This is a genomic window from Streptomyces sp. NPDC093600 (genome assembly GCF_044764755.1).
Lineage (GTDB): Bacteria > Actinomycetota > Actinomycetes > Streptomycetales > Streptomycetaceae > Streptomyces.
On sequence record NZ_JBIWIU010000005.1, the window covers coordinates 306,553 to 324,731 of the forward strand.

The window sequence follows — 18,179 nt, forward strand, 5'->3', positions numbered from 1 at the left end:
GGTGTCCCGACTCGCCTTCTCGTGCCTCAAGCTTGCGAGTGCATTGTGCCGGGTCGGTCACCGGATCGCCGCACGCGCCCCGTCCCCGCGCGGCGAGGCGCAGCGCGAGGGGCCGGGGCGCGTGGTCCCGGCCGGTCAGCCCTTGCCGGTGAGGTCGGCGGGGAACGCGCCCGCCCCCACCGCCGTGACGAGGAAGCCCCGGCCGAGCTCCGTCAGGCGTTCCACCCCGGCCGCGCCCAGGTGCTCGTACGGGGCCGCGTCCAGCCGGTCCGTCTCGGCCTCCACGGACTCGCGCAGTCCGGTTCCCGCCTCCGTGAGCTCGCTTTCCGCGTCGATCAGTCCGCGCTCGCGAAGCCGCTCCCGCGCCGCGTCCCAGTCGGCGCGCCGCCAGCCGCGACTGCTCAGGACCCAGCGCGGGTTCATGCCCTTGCCGGTGGCGGTGTGGCTGACCACGGCCTCCAGCGGGTCGAGGCCGGCGGTCAGCAGGGCCGCCAGATGTCCGTCGCCCCGGTGCTCGCGCAGCAGGGTGGCGGCGTACCAGTACTTCAGGTGCGGCTCGTGCGGCACCGGCAGGTCGGCGTTGGCGGAGTACAGCGGCCGCGCGTGCCGGGTGCAGGCCTCCGTCGCGCGCAGCGCCAGCTCGGCGGCCTCCGCCATCTCGGGCGACGCGACGGCCTCCTCGCCCAGCAGCCGGCGCAGGGTGGCGTCAGCGGCGCGCAGCCGGGCGTCCAGGACGGCCGCCGGGGCGGCGGTCTCCCAGACGGCCGGCAGGTGCCGCGTGAGGAAGTCTGCGTTGTAGTTGTAGAAGGTCGCGGCGACCGTCCCGGCGCCGACCGCCCCGAGCGCGGCGCTGCGCGCCGCCAGCCGCATGGCGGACGGGTCCTGGAAGCCGAGGGCCGCGAACTCGCGGTCGAGGTCCGGCGAGAAGTAGAGGGTCGAGTGGAGCGGGTTGAGGGCGTTGTGGCAGCGGCGTCCCGCGCGCGGCGGCAGAGAGGTCGTCATGCCCGCACGTTACCGACTGGTCGGTACGACGGGAACCGCCGGGACCCCGATGGCAGGAAAGGTGGGGTGCCCGTCATTGCGGCCGTCCCCGGCCGCGCGAAGGATGAGGGCATGACACAGCGACCCGTCCTCGTCGTCCTCTTCGACGGCGTGCAGAGCCTGGACGTGACCGGACCGGTGGAGGTGTTCGCCGGCGCCGGCCGCTTCGACGGAGGAGGAGCCGGGACCTACCCGATCCGTACCGCCTCGCTCGACGGAGGACCCGTCCGTACGCACAGCGGACTGCGGCTGCTGCCGGACTCCACGCTCGCCGAAGCCGTCGCGGCCGGGGCCCCGCACACCCTGCTCGTCCCGGGCGGCGAGGGCACCCGCGAGCCGGATCCACGGCTGATCGCATGGCTGGGCGAGAACGCCCCGCGCGCCGAGCGGCTGGTCTCCGTCTGCACCGGGGCGCTGCTGCTCGCCGAGGCCGGGCTCCTCGACGGCCACCGCGCGACCACGCACTGGCGGGCCTGCGACCATCTCGCCCGCTGCTATCCCGAGGTCGACGTCGATCCGGACCCGATCTTCGTCAGGGACGGAAGGCTCTCCACCTCCGCCGGGGTGACCGCGGGCATCGATCTGGCGCTCGCGCTGGTCGAGGAGGACCTGGGCCGGGACGCGGCGCTCACCGTCGCCCGCCATCTCGTCGTCTTTCTGCGCCGCCCGGGCAACCAGGCGCAGTTCAGCGTCCAGCTCGCCGCCCAGACCGCCCGTCGCCAACCGCTGCGCGAGCTCCAGCACTGGATCACCGAGCACCCCGACGGGGACCTGTCCGTCGAGTCCCTGGCCGCCCGGGCGCGGCTCTCGCCCCGTCATTTCGCCCGCGCGTTCCACGCGGAGACCGGCACCACTCCCGGCCGCTACGTCGACCGCGTCCGGCTCGAACACGCGCGCCGGCTCCTGGAGGACTCCACCCACGGCGTCCAGGAGGTGGCCAGGGCGGCAGGCTACGGCACCCCCGAAGCCATGCGCCGCGCGTTCGTCAAGGCGCTCGGTACGGCCCCGGCCGACTACCGCCGCCGCTTCCACGCCCCCGTACACCCCACCAGTCGATAGGGACCCCATGCAGATCGCCGTCCTGCTCTACGACCGCTTCACCGCCCTCGACGCCGTCGGCCCCTACGAGCTCCTCGCGCGCCTGCCGGGAGCCGAGACCGTCTTCGTCGCCAAGGAGACCGGCCCGGTCCGGGGCGACCAGGGCAGCCTCGCCCTCGTTGCCGACCGGAGCCTCGCCGACGTGCCGCACCCGGACATCGTGCTGGTCCCCGGCGGTCCCGGCTCACGCGTGGCCATGCACGACCCGGAGATCCTCGCCTGGCTCCGTACCGCCGACGCCACCAGCACCTGGACCACCTCCGTCTGCACCGGCTCCCTGGTCCTCGGCGGCGCCGGCCTGCTCTCAGGCCGCCGGGCCACCAGCCACTGGCTCGCGCTCGACGACCTGAAGCCGCTCGGCGCCGAACCCACCGGCGAGCGTGTGGTCTTCGACGGCAAGTACGTCACCGCCGCCGGGGTCTCCTCCGGCATCGACATGGCCCTGCACCTGCTGGGCCGGATCGCGGGCGACGAGACGGCTCAGACGATCCAGCTGCTGACCGAGTACGACCCGCAACCGCCCTACGACGCCGGCTCGCCGGACAAGGCCCCGGCCGCGATCGTCGCGCACTGGCGCGGTCAGGGAGAGAAGGTCCTCGCCCAGGAGGGCTGAGACCCGGCCCCGCGGAGAGACCGGCCCCGCGGAGACACCGGCCTCGGGTCACACCCCGTACGTGAAGCGGGGCGCGCGGCGCTCCAGGAAGGCGGCGACCCCCTCCGCGGTGTCGCCGCTGCCCCGCGCCTGCTCCTCCCAGTGCGCGTCGCGGTCCGTGCGCCCGTCCGCGAACTCCTTCGCCGCGGCCTGCGTCAGCTGCGAGCGCGAGACCAGCACCCGGGCGAACTCGGCCACCCGCTTGTCCAGTTCACCGGCCGGCAGCACCTCGTCGACGAGGCCGGTGCGCAGCGCCCGGGCCGTGTCGATCAACTCGCCGGAGAAGAGCAGGTACTTGGCGGCCGACGGCCCGACGAGCGCGGTGAGGCGCCGGGTCGAGGAGGACGGGTAGACGATGCCGAGCTTCGACGGGGTGATCCCGAAGAGCGCGCCCTCCTCGGCGAACCGCAGATCGCAGGCGGCGGCGAGCTGGCTGCCGCCCCCGACGCAGTAGCCGCGCACGGCGGCGAGCGTCGGCTTGGGGAAGGCGGCGAGCGCCTCCTCGGCCCGTACCGCGAGGGACTGCTGCTCGTCGCCCGGCTCCCGCAGCGTGGAGATGTCCGCGCCGGCGCAGAAGGTCCCGCCCTCGCCGGTGAGGACCAGCGCGCGCACCGCGCGGTCGGCGGCGAGCGGGGCGAGCAGCGCGGGCAGGCTCCGCCACATCCCGGCCGTCATCGCGTTGCGCTTGGCCGGGTTCGCGATGAGGACGGTGGCGATCCCGTCGGCGACGGAGGTCTTCAGCTGCGGCTCGGTGGGCTCCATGCGGCGGATGCTATCCGGGCCGCCCGACCGTACGATCAAGAAGGGGCTGCGAGGAGGAGGCGCGCATGATCCGGGAGTCCCACGACGACGCCGTACGGGAGAGCAAGAGGCTCAGCCGCAGTTTCGGCTGGCTCGCGGTGCTCGGCGCGCTGCTCGTCCTCGGCGGGATCGTCGGTCTGGTCTACACCGGCGTCGCCACGCTCACCTCGATGCTCCTGTTCGGCTGGCTGCTGCTCGTCGGCGGTGTCGTGGGGCTGCTGCACGCCGTCGAGTCCCGTGGCACCCCCTACTTCTGGCTGGCCGTCGTGGTCGCCGCGCTGAACCTCGCCGCCGGTGCGGTCGTCATCCGTCACCCGGAGGGTTCGGCCGAGGCGCTGACCATGTTCGCCGCGCTGCTCTTCCTCACCGGTGGTGTCTTCCGGCTGGTGGGCAGTGCTGTGGTGCGCGGGCCGCAGTTCGGCTGGACGCTGCTGCAAGGGGCGTTCGGGCTGCTGCTCGGTGTGCTCGTGCTCCTCGACTGGCCCGACAGCAGCCGCTATGTCATCGGTTGCTTCTTCTCGCTGGCGCTGCTCTTCGACGGGCTCGGCCTGATCGCCATCGGTGTCGGGGGCAGGCGGATCGTCGGCCTGGTCGCCCCCTCGGAAGCCACTCTTCCGAAGAGGTCAGAAGAAGATCAGGGTCAGTCGAACAACTGACGTTGGCATACTCACCCGATCAAAAAAGGTCGATAAGTGTCGACTTATGGTCAGTAGCCCGGTGCGGAGCGGCGGATTACCAAGACTCGACCTGTGGCGACAATCGAGCACGAGGGTGGGAGCCGGACTATGGAGAGCCGCGGGAGCGTGCCCGCCCGGCCACCGTCCTACGAAGGGGTCTGGCGCTTCACCGCTCCCGCGGTCGACGTCTCCGTTCCGCAGGCCAGGCATGCTGTACGCGATCTGCTGATCCGTCAAGGAGTACCGGTCCACGAGGACACCGTCCAAGGACTGCTCCTGATCGTCTCGGAGCTGGTGACCAACGCCGTCAAGCACGCGGCGCTGCTCTCCCCCGAGGTGGCGGTGGAGGTGGCCATCGGCGCGGAGTGGATCCGGGTCTCCGTCGAGGACAACCACCCCTACCGCCCCAAGGCGCTGGAGGCGGACTACGGACAGACGGGCGGCCGCGGGCTGCTGCTGGTGCGGGAGACCGCGCTGGAGGCGGGCGGGACGTGCGACGTGGAGCACACCGCGAGCGGCGGCAAGATCATCTGGGCCGCACTGCCCCTCACGCCGCGCATGGCGGCGCCGGGGCCGGGCGCGGCCGCGACGCCCGGGACCCTGCCCGGAACCGTCCCCGCGCCCGGTGGCGTTCCCCCGTACGGAAACGTTCCCCCGGCCGGGCTCACCAGCCCCCGGCCGGACCCGTCAGCTCCCTGATCGCCGGACGCGCCGCGTCCAGCACGGTCATGAACCAGGCCGAGAACGGCGCGGTCGCGTGCCGCTCGGCCAGCTCGGCCGCCGTCACGAAGGCGGCCTCCTCGACCTCCTCCGGGTCCGGCCGCAGCTCGGCCTGCACCATGCCGACGAAGAGGTGGTTGTACTCCTGCTCCACCAGGCCCGAGGCCGGGTCCGGGTGGTTGTAGCGGACGGTGCCCGCCTCGGCGAGCAGCGAGGGCGAGACGCCCAGCTCCTCGTGGGTACGCCGGGCGGCGGCCGCGAACGGCGCCTCGCCCGGGTACGGGTGACCGCAGCAGGTGTTCGACCAGACACCGGGGGAGTGGTACTTGCCGAGCGCTCGGCGCTGCAGCAGCAGCCGGCCCGCCTCGTCGAAGAGGAACACCGAGAACGCCCGGTGCAACTGCCCCGGCGCCTGATGCGCGGCGAGCTTCTCGGCCGTGCCGATGGTGTTGCCGTCCTCGTCGACCAGCTCGAGCATGATCGACGCCTGGACGCCGTTCGAAGAGACTCCGTTCGGCGAGCTGTGTGCCGCGGTGGCTGGTGTGGTCGGCATACCCGTCCTTCGCTTCGGTATCGGCCCGGTGGGGGCACCTCAGTCTGCCGTACAAAAGCGGCTTGTCCGTACTTCGGCGGCCGGACGCGGCCGTGCCCACCGCACCGGAGTACATCCCGGTGCGGCGGGCACGGTCGTCAACTCAGCCGCCGAGCACCACCGGCCGGCCGGCCGCGCCCGGGGAGACGGGACAGGAACCGCCCACGACCAGGGCCGTCATGGCCTCGTCCACGCCGTGGACACCCGGCCCGGCCCCGAACCGCGACGCCGGTACGGAACCGAACCGCGGGGCGTACTCCGGCCGGCCGAGTACCTCCGCACGGGTCACCCGGTGTCGGCGGGCCGCAGGACATAGCCGGTGTAGCCGTACTCACCGCCGTGGTCCCGGCGCAGGGCGATCTCCTCGCGGGTGGCGGCGAGCGCCTCGGCCATGCCCGGCGCGGCGGGGTCCGCGGCGTCGGCCCGCTCACCGAGCGGGCCGTAGTACTCCTCCCAGTCGCTCTCGGGCTGCGGGACGACCCCGAGGACGCGATAACCGGCCGCGACGCACGCCGCGGTGTTCTCGGCGGTGGTACGGAGCCGGTAGTGCCGCTCCCAGAACGCGCGGGCCTCCGGGCTCGGGTCGTCGACGGTCCACTCGCACTCGGTGAGCACCAGCGTGCCCCCGGGCGCGAGCAGCCGCCGCCAGGAGGCGAGCGCGGTGTCGAAACCGATGGAGTAGGCCGAGCTCTCGGCCCAGACGAGATCGAAGGACCCGTCCGGGAACGGAAGCTCGCCCATGTCGGCGGAGAGCGTACGGATCGAGTCGCCGAGGCCCCGGGCGTCGGCGGCCTCGCGCAGCTCCCGCAGGAACGGCTCGTGCAGATCCACCGCCGTCACCTCGGCGCCCGCCTCGGCGGCCAGGAGCAGCGCGGCGCGGCCGGGGCCGCAGCCCAGGTCGAGCGCGCGCGGACGCGCGGGAAGCGGGCTGGGGGTCCCCCCATGCCGCGCAGGGGCGTAGGGGGACAGTGCCAGCAGGCGGCGGGTGGTGGTGTCGGAACCCGGACCCTGCCGCGGAAGACCGTGGTGCAGGGCGAAGAACGCTTCGTACAGAGCGTTGTTGTTCTCGGACAACGTGGGAAACCCTTGTGTGAGAGGGCCCCGGCCGATGCCGTGACGTACCGGTTCCGCGATGCGGGGAACCGGGGATCAGATCAGCCGGAGACCCGGGAGCTGAAGCCGGACCGGGCGCTGCCGCACTGGGCAGCCTCCATCGCGACGGTCATCGACCTCAGCCCCTCTCCCACTTCACGTTCGTGCGAGGAGACTAACAGGGATCACAGACACAGCTTGGCCTCGTGCGCCGCGTGGCCGGCGGGCTCCAACTGGAAGGTGCAGTGCTCCACATCGAAGTGCGAACCCAGGCACCCCTGCAGGTCGTGCAGCATCTTCTCGTGCCCCACCGAGTCCAGGGCGGCCTGGTCGACCACGACGTGGGCGGAGAGGACCGGCATCCCGGAGGTGATCGTCCAGGCGTGCAGGTCGTGGACGTCCTCGACGCCGGGCAGGGCCAGTATGTGCGACCGCACCTCCGCCATGTCGACGCCCTTGGGGGCCGACTCCAGGAGCACGTCCAGGGTCTCGCGCAGCAGCTTGACCGTGCGGGGCACGATCATCAGGCCGATCAGGATCGACGCGATCGGGTCCGCGTACTGCCAGCCGGTCGCCAGGATGATGCCCGCGGCGACGAGCACCGTCACCGAACCCAGCGCGTCCGCGAGCACCTCCAGATAGGCCCCGCGCACATTGAGGCTCTCCTTCTGTCCGCGCACGAGCAGGGAGAGCGAGATCATGTTGGCGACCAGACCGATCAGCGCGAACGTGATCGTCAAGCCGCCCTTGGTCTGGGCCGGTTCGATGAACCGCTGGATCGCCTCGTAGAGCACATAACCGCCGACGCCGAGCAGCAGCAGACAGTTGGCGAGCGCGGCCAGGATCTCCGCCCGGGCGAAGCCGAAGGTGCGGTTCTCGGTGGGGGGCCGGTTGGCGAAGTGGATCGCGAGCAGGGCCATCGCCAGGCCGACCGCGTCGGTCGCCATGTGGGCCGCGTCGGCGATCAGCGCCAGCGAGTCGGCGAGGATGCCGCCGACGATCTCGATCACCATCACGGAGAGGGTGATCGTGAGCGCGACGCGTAGCCGCCCCTTGTAGGCCGCCGCCGCCGTACCCGTCGGCGGCGGGCCGCCGTGGCTGTGCCCGTGATCGTGTCCAGCCCCCATGACAAGGCCTCCCGGTCGTGTCGTTCCTGTGCCCCGAGGGGCAAGTGAACTACGGGTGGGGGGTATCCGCAACACGGCACTGAACACCGTTGTCATATGACTTGACCTGCGGTTATGTCCGCAGGTCAGGCGCTCGGGACGATCATGGCGGCCGCCGGGTCGGGCGGACCCCGGCGGCGGGAGGCGGCGGGCGGCGGTTTGTGGGGCGGGGTGTCGATCGCCCATGATGATCTCCGCAGGACGCGGCCCGCTCGCGGGGATGCGAGTGGGCCCGGGGGAGTCCTCGTCACGAAGCCTCGGTGAACTCGCGCTTTCGTTCATCCGATAGCCTCGGCCGACGTGCCGCCGCCCGACGCCGGGCCGCACCACCATGCCCGGGGCCGTGTGCCAAGGGCCCCGCCGGCCCGTCCGCCAGCTCCAAGGAGTGAGTTCGTCTGTCGACCGCCATCCTCACCGGTCCGCCGGCACCCGGATCATCGCTCGACGGCGATCTGCGGTCGCTCGGCTTCGACGTCAGGGTCGCCTCGGGGCCGCACGAGACGGGCGCGCTGCTCGCCGCCGTACCGGCCGCCGAACGCGTCGCCGTGGTCGACCCCCGGTTCGTCGGACACCTCCACGCCCTGCGCCTGGCCCTCACCGACCCCCGCTTCCCCGCGGCCGCCGCCCCCGGTGTGCTCTCCGCACAGGGCGAGGCCCGCCCCGCGCTGACCCGCGCGCTGGCCGAGGCCGAGGGCGTCGGCGAGAGCCTGCCCGACGCCCTCGCCGACGCCCTCGGCGCCGACGGCGTGGCCGTGCACCGCCCCGAGCTCGGCTCGCTCGTCGCCGCCGTGCCGGTCGACGCCGAGGCCCGCCACGCGGCCCGCGCCGCCGTCGCCGCCGTCGACGACGAGGCCGTACGCCTGCGCTCCGCGGTCAAGGCCCACGACGGCTTCTTCACGACCTTCTTCATCAGCCCGTACTCCCGTTACATCGCCCGCTGGTGCGCCCGGCACGGGCTGACCCCCAACCAGGTCACGACCGCCTCGCTGCTCACCGCGCTCATCGCGGCCGGCTGCGCCGCCACCGGCGAACGCGGCGGCTACCTCGCCGCCGGCGTCCTGCTCCTCGTCTCCTTCGTCCTGGACTGCACCGACGGGCAGCTCGCCCGCTACTCCCTCCAGTACTCGACGATGGGCGCCTGGCTCGACGCCACCTTCGACCGCGCCAAGGAGTACGCCTTCTACGCGGGCCTCGCCCTCGGCGCGGCGCGCGACGGCGACGACGTGTGGGCGCTCGCGCTGGGCGCGATGGTCCTGATGAGCTGCCGCCATGTCGTGGACTTCTCCTTCAACGAGGCGAACCACGACGCCCAGGCCAACACGAGCCCCACCGCGGCCCTCTCCGACCGGCTGAACAGCGTCGGCTGGACCGTCTGGGCCCGCCGCATGATCATCCTTCCGATCGGCGAGCGCTGGGCGATGATCGCGGTCCTCACCGCCGTCACCACACCCCGCGTCGTCTTCTACGCCCTGCTCGTCGGCTGCGCCTTCGGCGCCTGCTACACCACCGCCGGCCGCGTCCTGCGCTCGGTGACCCGCAAGGCGCGCCGCACCGATCGCGCCGCCCAGGCGCTCGCCGACCTCGCGGACTCCGGCCCGCTCGCCGAGCTGGTGGCCAAGGCCGCGCGGCGCCCCCTGCCCGTACCGCCGCCGGTGCTCGCCCTGCTCGGCGCCGCGCTGCTGTTCGCCGTCGCCGCGACCCAGGACATCGGCGGTACGGCCGTCGTCGGCGCCGCCGCCGGCTACGCGATCCTCGCCGGTCTCGCCGTCGCCCGCCCCCTCAAGGGCGCCCTCGACTGGCTCGTCCCGCCCGTCTTCCGCGCCGCCGAGTACGGCACCGTCCTCCTGATCGCGGCCGAGGCGGACGCCCCCGGGGCGCTGCCCGCCGCATTCGGGCTGATCGCGGCGGTCGCCTACCATCACTACGACACGGTGTACCGCATCCGCGGCGGCACCGGCGCGCCGCCCTCGTGGCTGGTGCGCACCATCGGCGGTCACGAGGGCCGCACGCTCCTGGTGACCCTGCTCGCCGCTCTGCTCGCGAGCCGTGGCGACGACTTCACCCTGGCGCTCACCGCCCTCGCGGTCGCCGTTGCGCTCGTGGTGCTCGTGGAGTCCATCCGCTTCTGGGTGTCCTCCGGAGCACCCGCCGTACATGACGAAGGAGAAACAGCATGATTGGCCTCGTACTGGCAGCCGGTGCCGGAAGGCGTCTGCGCCCCTACACCGACACGCTCCCGAAGGCCCTCGTGCCTGTCGACGGTGACACCACCGTCCTCGACCTGACCCTGAAGAACTTCGCGGAGGTCGGCCTCACCGAGGTCGCCATCGTCGTCGGCTACCGCAAGGAGGCGGTGTACGACCGCAAGGCGGCTCTCGAGGCGAAGTACGGCGTCACGCTCACCCTGATCGACAACGACAAGGCCGAGGAGTGGAACAACGCCTACTCCCTGTGGTGCGCCCGTGACGTCCTGAAGAAGGGCGTCATCCTCGCCAACGGCGACACCGTGCACCCGGTCTCCGTCGAGAAGACCCTGCTCGCAGCGCGCGGCGACGGCCAGAAGATCATCCTCGCCCTCGACACGGTCAAGAGCCTCGCCGACGAGGAGATGAAGGTCGTCACCGCCGACGGCAAGGGCGTGCAGCGCATCACCAAGCTGATGGACCCGGCCGACGCCACCGGCGAGTACATCGGTGTCACCCTCATCGAGGCCGAGGCCGCCGAGGAGCTCGCCGACGCCCTGAAGGCCACCTTCGAGCGCGACCCCGACCTCTACTACGAGGACGGCTACCAGGAGCTCGTCAACCGCGGCTTCACCGTCGACGTCGCGCCCATCGGCGACGTGAAGTGGGTGGAGATCGACAACCACGACGACCTGGCGAAGGGCCGTGACATCGCGTGCCAGTACTGACCCGGCTCATTCCGTCGCCGGTCGTCGTCGACATCCGCCGGGGAGCGCTGGACGATCTGTCCGCGCTCCTCGCGGACCAGCGGATCTCCAGCAACGGCAAGATCGCCGTCGCCATCAGCAGCGGCTCCGGCGTCAAGCTGCGTGACCGCTTCGCCCCCGAGCTGCCCGGCGCCGACTGGTACCCCGTCGAGAGCGGCACCATCGACGCGGCCGTCAAGCTCGCCGACGCGATGCGCGGCCAGCGCTACGACGCCGTCGTCGCGCTCGGCGGCGGCAAGATCATCGACGTGACCAAGTACGCGGCGGCCCGTGTCGGCCTGCCGTTGGTCGCCATCGCCACGAACCTGTCGCACGACGGCATCTGCTCGCCGATCTCCACCCTCGACAACGACAACGGCCGCGGCTCCTACGGCGTCCCGACCCCGATCGCGCTGGTCATCGACCTCGACGTGATCCGGGACGCCCCCGTGCGCTTCGTCCGCTCCGGCATCGGCGACGCGATCTCCAACCTCTCCGCCATCGCGGACTGGGAGCTCTCGCACGCCCAGACCGGCGAGAAGGTCGACGGCCTGGCCGCGGCCATGGCCCGCAGCGCGGGCGAAGCGGTGCTCCGGCACCCCGGCGGCGTCGGCGACGACGACTTCCTCGTCACGCTCTCCGAGGGCCTGGTGATGTCCGGCATCGCCATGTCCATCAGCGGCGACAGCCGGCCCTCCTCGGGCGCCTGCCACGAGATCAGCCACGCCTTCGACCTGCTCTTCCCGGCCCGCGCGGCCAGCCACGGCGAGCAGTGCGGCCTCGGCGCGGCCTTCGCGATGCATCTGCGCGGCGCGCGCGACGAGTCCGCGCTGATGGTCGACACCCTGCGCCGGCACGGCCTGCCCGTGCTGCCGGAGGAGATCGGCTTCAGCGTGGACGAGTTCGTCCGGGCCGTCGAGTTCGCGCCGCAGACCCGTCCGGGCCGCTTCACCATCCTCGAGCACCTCGACCTGTCCACAGACGAGATCAGGGACGCGTACGCCGACTATGCCAAGACCATCCGTAGCTGAGCTCCGTCCGGTCGTCCACCCGGCGGGAGTGAAGGACCGGCGCAGCGGTGAGCACTGGGGCGGCCGCCTGTACATGCGGGAGATCTCGCTGCGGATCACCCGGCATCTGGTCGGCACCCGGGTCACGCCCAACCAGCTGACCTATGTGATGACCGTGTGCGGCGTCCTCGCCGCCCCCGCCCTGCTGATCCCGGGCGTCTGGGGCGCCGTCCTCGGCGTCGTCGCGGTCCAGCTCTACCTGCTGCTCGACTGCGTCGACGGCGAGGTGGCCCGCTGGAAGAAGCAGTTCTCGCTGGGCGGTGTCTATCTGGACCGGGTCGGCGCCTACCTGTGCGACGCGGCGGTCCTCGTCGGCTTCGGCCTGCGCGCCGCCGACCTGTGGGGCCCGGGGCGCGTCGACTGGCTGTGGGCCTTCCTCGGCACCCTCGCCGCCCTCGGCGCCATCCTGATCAAGGCCGAGACCGACCTGGTCGGCGTCGCCCGGCACCAGGGCGGGCTGCCGCCGGTCAAGGAGGCGGCGTCCGAGCCGCGCTCCTCCGGCATGGCGCTGGCCCGCAGGGCCGCCGCCGCGCTCAAGTTCCACCGGCTGATCCTCGGCATCGAGGCCTCGCTGCTGATCCTGGTCCTCGCGATCGTGGACACCGCCCGGGGCGACCTGTTCTTCTCGCGGCTCGGTGTCGCGGTCCTCGCGGGCATCGCGCTGGTCCAGACTCTGCTGCACCTGGTGTCGATCCTGGCGTCGAGCCGGCTGAAGTGAGGACAAGCGTGAGTACGCCGATGAAGCTGGGCGCCGTCATCATCACCATGGGCAACCGGCCCGACGACCTGCGCGCCCTGCTCGACTCGGTCGCCAAGCAGGACGGCGACCCGATCGAGGTCGTCGTGGTCGGCAACGGCGCCCCCGTCACCGGGGTGCCGGACGGCGTCCGCACCATCGACCTGCCGGAGAACCTGGGCATCCCCGGCGGCCGCAACGTCGGCATCCAGGCCTTCGGCCCCGGCGGCACCGACGTGGACGCCCTGCTCTTCCTGGACGACGACGGTCTGCTGGCCGGCACGGACACCGCCGAGCTGATCCGGCAGGCGTTCACCGCCGACCCGCGGCTCGGCATCATCAGCTTCCGGATCGCGGACCCGGAGACCGGTGTGACCCAGCGCAGGCACGTACCGCGCCTGCGGGCGGCCGACCCCATGCGCTCCTCGCGGGTGACCACCTTCCTCGGTGGCGCCAACGCCGTCCGCACGAAGGTGTTCGCCGAGGTCGGGGGCCTGCCGGACGAATTCTTCTACGCCCATGAGGAGACCGATCTCGCCTGGCGCGCCCTCGACGCCGACTGGATGATCGACTACCGTTCCGACATGGTGCTGCTCCACCCCACCACCGCGCCATCCCGGCACGCGACCTACCACTTCAACGTGGCGCGCAACCGCGTGTGGCTGGCTCGCCGCAACCTCCCCGCACCCCTGGTTCCGGCGTATCTCGGTGTCTGGCTGTTGCTCACGCTGGCACGGCGGCCGTCCGTCTCCGCCCTCAAGGCATGGTTCGGCGGTTTCCGGGAAGGGTGGACGACTTCCTGCGGACCGCGCCGCCCCATGAAGTGGCGTACGGTGTGGCGGCTGACCCGACTGGGACGCCCACCCGTCGTCTGACATCGTGGTACCCGACTTGCCGCGCATCTTGAATACGAAAGTTTCGACTTGTGAGTGACACAACCCACGACGGTGCGGTCGCGACGAGCTCCCCGCCGTCCGCCGACGACGGCCTGAGCCCGGCCGCCCTCGCCGCCAAGCACGGTCTGTCGGTCAGCGGCGCCCGGCCGGGGCTCTTCGAGTACATCCGGCAGCTGTGGGGCCGGCGCCACTTCATCCTGGCCTTCTCCCAGGCGAAGCTCACCGCCCAGTACAGCCAGGCCAAGCTCGGCCAGCTCTGGCAGGTGGTCACCCCCCTGCTCAACGCGATGGTCTACTTCCTGATCTTCGGACTGATCCTGGAAGCCGACCGGGGCATGTCGCGCGAGGTGTACGTCCCCTTCCTCGTGACCGGCGTCTTCGTGTTCACCTTCACCCAGAGCTCCGTGATGGCCGGGGTCCGGGCGATCTCCGGCAACCTCGGCCTGGTGCGGGCGCTGCACTTCCCCCGCGCCTCGCTCCCGATCTCCTTCGCGCTCCAGCAGCTCCAGCAGCTGCTGTTCTCGATGATCGTGCTCATCGCCATCGCGGTCGCCTTCGGCAGCTACCCCTCGCTCAGCTGGCTGTTGATGATCCCCGCGCTGGTCCTGCAGTTCCTCTTCAACGCCGGTCTGGCGATGATCGTGGCGCGGATGGGCGCCAAGACGCCCGACCTCGCCCAGCTGATGCCCTTCATCATGCGCACCTGGATGTACTCGTCCGGCGTGATGTTCTCGATCCCGGTGATGCTCGCGGACCAGCCGGCCTGGATCGCCGACCTCCTGCAGTACAACCCGGCCGCCCTGCACATGGACCTGATCAGGTTCGCCCTCATCGACGGCTACGTCTCCGACAACCTGCCGCCGCACGTCTGGTTCGCCACGCTCGCCTGGTCCGTGCTCGTGGGCCTGGGTGGCTTCGTCTACTTCTGGAAGGCCGAGGAGAGGTACGGCCGTGGCTGAGACCGGCACTCAGGGACGCGTTCCCACCGTCATCGCGGACAACGTCCACATCGTCTACCGCGTCAACGCCGGCGGCGGCGGCAAGGGAAGCGCCACCGCCGCGCTGAACCGCATCATCCGCCGGAAGAAGAGCGACAGTGCCCGCGGCGTCCGCAAGGTGCACGCCGTGCGCGGGGTCACCTTCACCGCCTACCGCGGCGAGGCCATCGGCCTCATCGGCTCCAACGGCTCCGGCAAGTCGACCCTGCTGCGCGCCATCGCCGGGCTGCTCCCCACCGAGAGCGGCAAGGTGTACACCGACGGCCAGCCCTCGCTCCTCGGGGTCAACGCGGCGCTGATGAGCGACCTCACCGGCGAACGCAACGTCATTCTCGGCGGTCTCGCCATGGGCATGAGCAAGGAGGAGATCCGCGACCGGTACCAGGGCATCGTCGACTTCTCCGGCATCAACGAGAAGGGCGACTTCATCAGTCTGCCGATGCGGACGTACTCCTCCGGCATGGGCGCCCGGCTCCGCTTCGCCATCGCGGCCGCCAAGAACCACGACGTCCTCATGATCGACGAGGCGCTCGCGACCGGTGACCGCAAGTTCCAGATCCGCTCCGAGGAGCGGATCCGCGAGCTCCGCAAGGAGGCCGGCACGGTCTTCCTGGTCAGTCACAGCAACAAGTCGATCAGGGACACCTGTGATCGAGTGCTGTGGCTGGAGAAGGGCGAGCTGCTGATGGACGGGCCCACGGAAGAGGTCCTCAAGGCGTACGAGCGCGAGACCGGGAAGTAGTCCGCACCGCGCGCGAACGGGTCCTGCCGGAGACAACCGGCAGGGCCTTCGCCGTTTCCGCGCGTCGCGCCCCCACCTGGAATGTTCATGCGGTCAACATCGGGCAGGATGAGCCCATGGCAGCCTTCTCGGGGGGAAAGTCCTACCACCACGGCGATCTGCGCAACGCGCTGATCTCCGCGGCCGTCGACCTCGCCACCGAAGGCGGCCCCGACCGGGTCGTGCTGCGCGAGGCCGCCCGCCGGGTCGGCGTCTCGCCCACCGCCGCCTACCGCCACTTCGACGGGCGGGGCGAATTGCTGCGCGCCGTCAAGATCCACGCCCAGCGGGCGCTCGCCGACGCCATGGAGCGCGCCGCCGCCCGCACCCCCGGCGCGGACGATCCCGCCGTCGCCGCAGAGCTGCGGCTCGCCGCCCTCGGCCGCGGCTACGTCGGCTTCGCCCTCGACCAGCCCGGGCTCTACCGCGCCGCCTTCTGCACCCCCCGGTCCTCCTGCGCGGACCGCTTCGCACCCGCCGTACCCGCCGCGGAGACCGAACCGGAGATCCGGGCCTTCACGCTGCTCACGGACGCGCTGGCCGCCCTGACCCGGACCGGCCGCGTCCAGGACCGGGCCCGGCCGGCGACCGAGGTGGCGGCGTGGTCCGCCGTGCACGGCCTGTCCCTCCTGCTGCTCGACGGCCCCCTCCGGCGGCTCCCCGCGCAGCGCCGCCACGACGTCGTCGAGTCCACCCTCGCCATGGTCGTCTCCGGCGCCCGCGCCGACTGAAGGCCAACGGAGGGTGAACTTCCGCCACCCGAAGGAAAGTTGACCCGCACGGCGAGGTTTTCCCGGTCTGCTCCGCACCCCGGAGAGGCGTCGGGCGTTGTACAACGTAAGCTGTAGCGGTGCTGATTCGTGGCAAGTGGGGCGATACCCCCTAGCATCCCGGCCGTCAGGCGGTGATCCCTCCGGGGAAGACCGGTGGCGTGTCCGAAATAGGATGGATTGGATCGGCAGTGTAGAACAGGAGATGTGACGGCCATGACGCGAAATCTCCAGCTCCCCGAGGGTGTCGCCGTCCCCGCGTCGGGCAGCCCTCAGTGACGGGATCCCGGCAGGTGCGCCCCGACGCCACATCGCGCGCCACGCTCGACAAGGCCACGGACGAGAACTTCCCCGTGGCTCCCTTCTTCCTGCCCCGGGCCTGGCGCGACGACCTCATGGCCGTGTACGGCTACGCCCGCCTCGTCGACGACATCGGCGACGGCGACCTCGCGCCCGGCGGCGCCGACGCCCGCCACCTCGGCGTCGACCCCGGGCAGGCCGAGGACCGGCTCGCGATGCTGGACGCCCTGGAGGCCGATCTCGCGCGGGTCTTCGACTCCGCCCACGGCGCCCCTCGGCACCCGCTGCTGCGGGCGCTCCTGCCGACCGTCCAGCGCTGCGGCCTCACCCCCGAGCCCTTCCTCGGGCTGATCGAGGCCAACCGCCAGGACCAGCTCGTACGCCGCTACGAGACCTACGACGACCTCGTCGCGTACTGCGAACTCTCCGCCAACCCCGTCGGCCGTCTCGTCCTCGCGATCACCGGCACCCAGACCCCCGAGCGGGTCCGCCGCTCCGACGCCGTCTGCACCGCCCTGCAGATCGTCGAGCACCTCCAGGACGTCGCCGAGGACCTGCGCCGGGACCGGATCTACCTCCCCGCCGAGGACCTGAAGCGCTTCCACGTCACCGAGGACGACCTCGCCCGGCCCACCGCCGGCGCGTCGGTGCGCGCCCTGATCGCCTTCGAGGCCGCGCGCGCCCGGGCGCTCCTCGACGACGGAACGCCCCTCGTCGGGAGCGTCCACGGCAGACTGCGGCTGCTGCTCGCGGGATTCACCGCAGGCGGGCACGCGGCGCTCGACGCGATCGCAGCCGCCGGTTTCGACGTCCTGCCGAGGCCCCCCAAGGCCACCACAGCGAGTCTGATGCGCCAGGCGGGAACGGTCCTGCTCCGAGCGCGGAGAGAGGGGTGAGCCGGACCGTGGAGGAACCGACGGAGGCGTCCGCACCGGTGCAGGCGGCGTACAGCTACTGCGAGGCCGTCACCGGACAGCAGGCCCGGAACTTCGCCTACGGCATCCGACTGCTGCCGGCCGAGAAGCGCCAGGCCATGTCGGCGCTGTACGCCTTCTCCCGGCGCGTCGACGACATCGGCGACGGCGCCCTCGCGCCCGACGCCAAGCGGGACCGGCTGGAATCCACCCGCGCCCTGCTGGACCGGATCCGCCGGGGCGCCGTGGACGAGGACGACACCGACCCCGTCGCGGTCGCGCTCAGCGACGCCTCCCGCCGCTTCCCGATCCCGCTCGGCGGCCTCGACGAACTCATCGACGGCGTGCTGATGGACGTCCGCGGTGAGACGTACGAGACCTGGGAGGACCTCAAGGTCTACTGCCGGTGCGTCGCCGGCGCCATCGGACGGCTCTCGCTCGGCGTCTTCGGCACCCAGCCCGGCGCCCACGGCGCCGAGCGCGCCGCCGAGTACGCCGACACCCTGGGGCTCGCCCTCCAGCTCACCAACATCCTCCGGGACGTACGGGAGGACGCCGGGAACGGACGCACCTACCTGCCCGCCGACGACCTGGCCAAGTTCGGCTGCGGCGACGGCTTCGCGAGCCACACCCCGCCGGCCGAGGCCGACTTCACCGGACTCGTCCACTTCGAGGTCCGGCGCGCACGGGCCCTGTTCGCCGAGGGCTACCGCCTGCTGCCCATGCTCGACCGGCGCAGCGGCGCCTGTGTCGCCGCCATGGCCGGGATCTACCGCCGCCTGCTCGACCGGATCGAACGCGACCCCGAGGCCGTCCTGCGCGGCCGCGTCTCCCTGCCGGGACACGAGAAGGCGTACGTCGCCGTGCGCGGCCTCTCCGGCCTCGACACCCGCCACATCGCCCGCCGCACCGTCAGGAGGCGCGCATGACGCCCCCGTACGAGCCG

General features: G+C 72.1%; 18 protein-coding genes and 2 pseudogenes. 14 read left to right on the forward strand and 6 right to left on the reverse strand.

Translation table 11 applies throughout. The features are described from left to right. Nucleotides 1-135 precede the first annotated feature (135 nt). Nucleotides 136-1,002, reverse strand: coding sequence for a hypothetical protein (locus tag ACIRB4_RS16145; protein ID WP_403291682.1), 867 nt, complete (start codon nt 1,000-1,002; stop codon nt 136-138). A 111-nt stretch (nt 1,003-1,113) separates the two neighbouring features. On the opposite strand from ACIRB4_RS16145, the gene ACIRB4_RS16150 reads away from it, so the two are divergent. Both ACIRB4_RS16150 and ACIRB4_RS16155 read left to right on the forward strand, forming a co-directional pair. Then, complete coding sequence (locus tag ACIRB4_RS16150) at nt 1,114-2,100, forward strand: GlxA family transcriptional regulator (protein ID WP_403291684.1); 987 nt, start codon at nt 1,114-1,116, stop codon at nt 2,098-2,100. A 7-nt stretch (nt 2,101-2,107) separates the two neighbouring features. Beyond that, complete coding sequence (locus tag ACIRB4_RS16155) at nt 2,108-2,752, forward strand: DJ-1/PfpI family protein (protein ID WP_403291686.1); 645 nt, start codon at nt 2,108-2,110, stop codon at nt 2,750-2,752. A gap of 48 nt (nt 2,753-2,800) precedes the next feature. Here the strand turns inward: ACIRB4_RS16155 and ACIRB4_RS16160 are convergent, their stop codons facing one another. Beyond that, nucleotides 2,801-3,553: an enoyl-CoA hydratase/isomerase family protein gene (locus ACIRB4_RS16160; RefSeq protein ID WP_403291687.1), complete on the reverse strand. Its 753-nt coding sequence runs from the start codon at nt 3,551-3,553 to the stop codon at nt 2,801-2,803. Nucleotides 3,554-3,618: 65 nt separating this feature from the next. Between ACIRB4_RS16160 and ACIRB4_RS16165 the strand changes: the two genes are divergently transcribed. Further along, nucleotides 3,619-4,248 carry an HdeD family acid-resistance protein gene (locus ACIRB4_RS16165; RefSeq protein ID WP_403291689.1) on the forward strand — a complete coding sequence of 210 codons (630 nt, stop codon included), beginning with the start codon at nt 3,619-3,621 and terminating at the stop codon, nt 4,246-4,248. A gap of 129 nt (nt 4,249-4,377) precedes the next feature. Continuing rightward, nucleotides 4,378-4,830, forward strand: a pseudogene (locus ACIRB4_RS16170) (ATP-binding protein); the annotation flags it as partial. A gap of 103 nt (nt 4,831-4,933) precedes the next feature. Here ACIRB4_RS16170 and idi read toward each other — a convergent pair. The 4 genes and pseudogenes from idi to ACIRB4_RS16190 all read right to left on the reverse strand — a co-directional run bounded on the left by idi (nt 4,934) and on the right by ACIRB4_RS16190 (nt 7,800). Next, nucleotides 4,934-5,542, reverse strand: a complete 609-nt coding sequence (gene idi / locus ACIRB4_RS16175; RefSeq protein ID WP_403291691.1) for an isopentenyl-diphosphate Delta-isomerase — start codon at nt 5,540-5,542, stop codon at nt 4,934-4,936. Between the two features lie 142 nt (nt 5,543-5,684). Further along, a complete protein-coding gene (locus tag ACIRB4_RS16180; protein WP_403291693.1) occupies nt 5,685-5,870 on the reverse strand; it encodes a hypothetical protein in 186 nt (61 codons plus the stop codon). Nucleotides 5,871-5,875: 5 nt separating this feature from the next. Next, nucleotides 5,876-6,655, reverse strand: a pseudogene (locus tag ACIRB4_RS16185) (class I SAM-dependent methyltransferase); the annotation flags it as partial. A 203-nt stretch (nt 6,656-6,858) separates the two neighbouring features. Further along, entirely contained in the window at nt 6,859-7,800 is a 942-nt protein-coding gene (locus tag ACIRB4_RS16190) for a cation diffusion facilitator family transporter (RefSeq protein ID WP_403291695.1), read from the reverse strand. A gap of 434 nt (nt 7,801-8,234) precedes the next feature. On the opposite strand from ACIRB4_RS16190, the gene ACIRB4_RS16195 reads away from it, so the two are divergent. From ACIRB4_RS16195 to hpnD, 10 genes are all read left to right on the forward strand, one after another. Then, the gene (locus ACIRB4_RS16195; RefSeq protein WP_403291861.1) at nt 8,235-10,016 is read left to right on the forward strand and encodes a DUF5941 domain-containing protein; all 1,782 of its coding nucleotides are present in this window, start codon (nt 8,235-8,237) and stop codon (nt 10,014-10,016) included. Continuing rightward, nucleotides 10,013-10,750, forward strand: a complete 738-nt coding sequence (locus ACIRB4_RS16200) for a sugar phosphate nucleotidyltransferase (RefSeq protein WP_403291697.1) — start codon at nt 10,013-10,015, stop codon at nt 10,748-10,750. Before ACIRB4_RS16195 ends, ACIRB4_RS16200 begins: the two co-directional genes overlap by 4 nt. Continuing rightward, a complete protein-coding gene (locus ACIRB4_RS16205; protein ID WP_403291699.1) occupies nt 10,738-11,799 on the forward strand; it encodes an iron-containing alcohol dehydrogenase family protein in 1,062 nt (353 codons plus the stop codon). The genes ACIRB4_RS16200 and ACIRB4_RS16205 overlap by 13 nt, the downstream gene beginning before the upstream one ends. Then, nucleotides 11,777-12,556 (forward strand): CDP-alcohol phosphatidyltransferase family protein, encoded by a 780-nt coding sequence (locus ACIRB4_RS16210; RefSeq protein ID WP_403291701.1) that lies wholly within the window; start codon nt 11,777-11,779, stop codon nt 12,554-12,556. Before ACIRB4_RS16205 ends, ACIRB4_RS16210 begins: the two co-directional genes overlap by 23 nt. A 20-nt stretch (nt 12,557-12,576) precedes the next feature. Then, nucleotides 12,577-13,449: a glycosyltransferase family 2 protein gene (locus ACIRB4_RS16215; protein WP_403291863.1), complete on the forward strand. Its 873-nt coding sequence runs from the start codon at nt 12,577-12,579 to the stop codon at nt 13,447-13,449. 50 nt (nt 13,450-13,499) lie between these two features. After that, on the forward strand, nt 13,500-14,429 hold the full coding sequence (locus ACIRB4_RS16220) for an ABC transporter permease (RefSeq protein WP_403291703.1): 930 nt from the start codon (nt 13,500-13,502) through the stop codon (nt 14,427-14,429). Then, nucleotides 14,422-15,210 carry an ABC transporter ATP-binding protein gene (locus ACIRB4_RS16225; RefSeq protein WP_403291705.1) on the forward strand — a complete coding sequence of 263 codons (789 nt, stop codon included), beginning with the start codon at nt 14,422-14,424 and terminating at the stop codon, nt 15,208-15,210. Before ACIRB4_RS16220 ends, ACIRB4_RS16225 begins: the two co-directional genes overlap by 8 nt. A gap of 116 nt (nt 15,211-15,326) precedes the next feature. Further along, nucleotides 15,327-15,980, forward strand: coding sequence for a TetR/AcrR family transcriptional regulator (locus tag ACIRB4_RS16230; RefSeq protein ID WP_403291707.1), 654 nt, complete (start codon nt 15,327-15,329; stop codon nt 15,978-15,980). 314 nt (nt 15,981-16,294) lie between these two features. Beyond that, nucleotides 16,295-17,215 carry a squalene synthase HpnC gene (gene hpnC / locus ACIRB4_RS16235; RefSeq protein ID WP_403291709.1) on the forward strand — a complete coding sequence of 307 codons (921 nt, stop codon included), beginning with the start codon at nt 16,295-16,297 and terminating at the stop codon, nt 17,213-17,215. Continuing rightward, nucleotides 17,212-18,162, forward strand: a complete 951-nt coding sequence (gene hpnD, locus ACIRB4_RS16240) for a presqualene diphosphate synthase HpnD (protein ID WP_403291711.1) — start codon at nt 17,212-17,214, stop codon at nt 18,160-18,162. The genes hpnC and hpnD overlap by 4 nt, the downstream gene beginning before the upstream one ends. Nucleotides 18,163-18,179: the final 17 nt, after the last annotated feature.

Bases quoted from the DNA above. Each gene is read 5' to 3' on its own strand.
- ACIRB4_RS16155 (WP_403291686.1), top strand. From the start codon at position 2,108: ATGCAGATCGCCGTCCTGCTCTACGACCGCTTCACCGCCCTCGACGCC.
- idi (WP_403291691.1), bottom strand. From the start codon at position 5,542: ATGCCGACCACACCAGCCACCGCGGCACACAGCTCGCCGAACGGAGTC.
- ACIRB4_RS16150 (WP_403291684.1), top strand. From the start codon at position 1,114: ATGACACAGCGACCCGTCCTCGTCGTCCTCTTCGACGGCGTGCAGAGC.
- ACIRB4_RS16190 (WP_403291695.1), bottom strand. From the start codon at position 7,800: ATGGGGGCTGGACACGATCACGGGCACAGCCACGGCGGCCCGCCGCCG.
- ACIRB4_RS16165 (WP_403291689.1), top strand. From the start codon at position 3,619: ATGATCCGGGAGTCCCACGACGACGCCGTACGGGAGAGCAAGAGGCTC.
- ACIRB4_RS16200 (WP_403291697.1), top strand. From the start codon at position 10,013: ATGATTGGCCTCGTACTGGCAGCCGGTGCCGGAAGGCGTCTGCGCCCC.
- ACIRB4_RS16145 (WP_403291682.1), bottom strand. From the start codon at position 1,002: ATGACGACCTCTCTGCCGCCGCGCGCGGGACGCCGCTGCCACAACGCC.
- ACIRB4_RS16230 (WP_403291707.1), top strand. From the start codon at position 15,327: ATGGCAGCCTTCTCGGGGGGAAAGTCCTACCACCACGGCGATCTGCGC.
- ACIRB4_RS16160 (WP_403291687.1), bottom strand. From the start codon at position 3,553: ATGGAGCCCACCGAGCCGCAGCTGAAGACCTCCGTCGCCGACGGGATC.
- ACIRB4_RS16210 (WP_403291701.1), top strand. From the start codon at position 11,777: ATGCCAAGACCATCCGTAGCTGAGCTCCGTCCGGTCGTCCACCCGGCG.
- ACIRB4_RS16215 (WP_403291863.1), top strand. From the start codon at position 12,577: ATGAAGCTGGGCGCCGTCATCATCACCATGGGCAACCGGCCCGACGAC.